The sequence below is a fragment of the Microbacterium sp. genome, from assembly GCF_031178525.1.
Lineage (GTDB): Bacteria > Actinomycetota > Actinomycetes > Actinomycetales > Microbacteriaceae > Microbacterium.
In genome coordinates, this window is sequence record NZ_JAPSJA010000305.1 from 1 (window position 1) to 2795 (window position 2795).

2 protein-coding genes are annotated in these 2795 nt (G+C 69.8%); both read left to right on the forward strand.

Features of this window, described 5'->3' with window-relative positions; all coding sequences use genetic code 11:
• Positions 1 to 183 precede the first annotated feature (183 nt).
• Positions 184 to 1299: a phosphoribosylformylglycinamidine cyclo-ligase gene (gene purM, locus RIF89_RS13550; RefSeq protein ID WP_309069616.1), complete on the forward strand. Its 1116-nt coding sequence runs from the start codon at positions 184 to 186 to the stop codon at positions 1297 to 1299.
• Positions 1300 to 1305: 6 nt separating this feature from the next.
• The gene (purF, locus tag RIF89_RS13555; RefSeq protein WP_309069617.1) at positions 1306 to 2781 is read left to right on the forward strand and encodes an amidophosphoribosyltransferase; all 1476 of its coding nucleotides are present in this window, start codon (positions 1306 to 1308) and stop codon (positions 2779 to 2781) included.
• Positions 2782 to 2795: the final 14 nt, after the last annotated feature.

Consider the following 2795-nt stretch of genomic DNA (forward strand, 5'->3'; position numbering starts at 1 on the left):
GCCGCTCAGAACGTGGCGGACAGCGCGCAGCAGGCGCGGAGCAACCTCGGCGGGTCCGCCGGCTGAGGGCATCGGGGTGCGGCGACCCCCTCCCCCGCGCCGCACCCCGATCTCGGCCGAGCCACCGCCGCGCGCCGGGCGTCCTCGCAGAGACGGCGCCCGCGCGGGCGGTAGGCTGGACGGGTGGCTGCCTCCCCCACCAACCCCTATTCCGAAGCCGGCGTCGATACCGCTGCGGGCGATCTCGCCGTCGAGCTGATGAAGTCGTCCGTGCGCGCGACGCACGGCCCCGAAGTGCTCGGCGGTGTCGGCGGTTTCGCCGGCCTGTTCGATGCGAGCGCCCTGCGCGACTTCCGCAGGCCGCTGCTCGCATCCAGCACCGACGGCGTCGGCACGAAGGTCGCCATCGCGCAGGCCATCGACAAGCACGACACGATCGGCCAGGACCTCGTCGGCATGGTCGTCGACGACATCGTCGTGGTCGGCGCGAAGCCGCTGTACATGACCGATTACATCGCATGCGGCAAGGTGTTCCCCAAGCGCATCGCCGATATCGTGCGCGGCATCGCGGAGGCCTGCTCCGCCACCGGCACCGCCCTGATCGGCGGGGAGACCGCCGAGCATCCGGGGCTGCTCGGGCCGCGCGACTACGACGTGGCCGGCGCTGCGACCGGAGTCGTCGAGGCCGACGCGATCCTCGGCGCGGAGCGGGTCGTCGACGGCGACGCGGTGATCGCGATCGCCTCCAGCGGCCTGCACTCCAACGGCTACTCCCTCGTGCGGCACATCGTCACGAACGCGGGGATCGGCTACGGCGACAACGCGGCGGATTTCGGCAGCACCTGGGGCGAGGCTCTCCTCGAGCCGACCCGCCTCTACACGCTTCCGCTGCTGCGGCTGATCGAGCAGCTCTCCGGGGGAGTGCACGCACTCAGCCACGTGACCGGCGGCGGCATCGCGGCGAACCTCGCCCGTGTCCTCCCGCAGGGCAGCTGGGCCGAGGTCGACCGCAGCACCTGGTCGCCGAGCCCGGTCTTCCGTGTGCTCAGCGACATCGCCGGGTCGACGCTGGAGTCGGCGGAGGGAACCTGGAACCTCGGCATCGGCTTCCTCGCCGTGATCGCGGCGGAGCAGCAGGATGCGGCGATCGCGGCGCTCGAGGCGGAGGGCATGCCCGCGTGGCAGGTCGGCACCGTGGGCCTCGGCGCACGTCCGGCAGGAGAGTTCGAGCAGGGCGCCAAGGGCGTCGACGGCGGAGCGGTGCGCCTCGTGGGCGCGTACGCGGACGGAGCGAAGTAACAACCCATGTGCGGCATCGTCGGAATGGTCGGGACTGCCCCGGTCAACCAGGACATCTACGACGCGCTCCTGCTGCTGCAGCACCGCGGCCAGGACGCCACGGGCATCGCGACGGCGGAGCCGAACGGCGTCATGCACAACGCGAAGGCGCAGGGGATGGTGCGCGAGGCGTTCCGCACGCGTGACATGCGCTCGCTGCTGGGCAACGTCGGCCTCGGCCACGTGCGCTACGCGACCAAGGGCACGGCCTCGAGCGAGGAGGAGATGCAGCCGTTCTACGTGAACGCGCCCTACGGCATCATCCTCATCCACAACGGCAACCTCACCAACACGCGCGAGCTCACGGCTGACATGGCCCAGCGCGATCGCCGTCACCTGAACTCCTCCAGCGACACCGAGCTCCTGCTCAACGTGCTCGCCGGCGAACTGCAGGCCACGACGTCGACGGTCGACCTCGATCCGGAGCGGATCTTCGAGGCCGTCGCCCGCACGCACCAGCGCATCGAAGGGGCGTACGCCGTGATCGCGGTGATCGCCGGTTACGGGCTCCTCGCGTTCCGCGATCCGTTCGGCATCCGCCCCCTCATCCTCGGGCACCGCAGGAGCCGGGCCGGGGAGGATGTTCCTCAGGGCGACGAGTGGGTCGTCGCGAGCGAGTCGCTGGTCCTCGAGAACGGCGACTACGACGTGGTGCGCGAGATCGCGCCCGGCGAAGCCGTGTTCATCACGAACGACGGTGAGCTGCACAGCAAGCAGTGCGCCGAGGACGTCCAGCTCACCCCGTGCGCGTTCGAGTACGTCTACCTCGCCCGCCCCGACTCCGTGATGAACGGCATCTCCGTCTACGAGTCGCGCCTGCGGATGGGCGACCGCCTTGCCGACACCATCGCGAAGCACGTCCCGCGCGACAAGATCGACGTGGTGATGCCGATCCCGGACTCCTCGCGGCCGGCGGCCATGGAGGTGGCCCGCAAGCTCGGCATCGAGTACCGCGAGGGCTTCTACAAGAACCGCTACGTCGGCCGGACCTTCATCATGCCGGGGCAGGCGGTGCGCAAGAAGAGCGTGCGTCAGAAGCTCAACGCGATGTCGACGGAGTTCCGCGGCAAGAACGTGCTGCTCATCGACGACTCGATCGTCCGGGGGACCACCTCGAAGCAGATCATCCAGATGGCGAGGGATGCCGGAGCCAAGTCGGTCACCTTCGCGTCCGCCGCCCCGCCGGTGCGGCATCCGCATGTCTACGGCATCAACATGCCGTCACGTCACGAGCTCATCGCGCACGGCCGGACCATCCCCGAGATCGCGGCAGAGCTCGGCTGCGACCACCTCGTGTATCAGGAGGTCGACGACCTGAGGGCCGCGATCACCGAGGGATCCGCAGTGACCGATCTCGACATGAGCTGCTTCGACGGCCGCTACATCACCGGCACGGTGTCGGACGAGTACCTCGCGTGGGTGGAGGGGTCGCAGACCTCTTGACGACGGGACCCCTG

Bases quoted from the DNA above. Each gene is read 5' to 3' on its own strand.
- purF (WP_309069617.1), top strand. From the start codon at position 1,306: ATGTGCGGCATCGTCGGAATGGTCGGGACTGCCCCGGTCAACCAGGAC.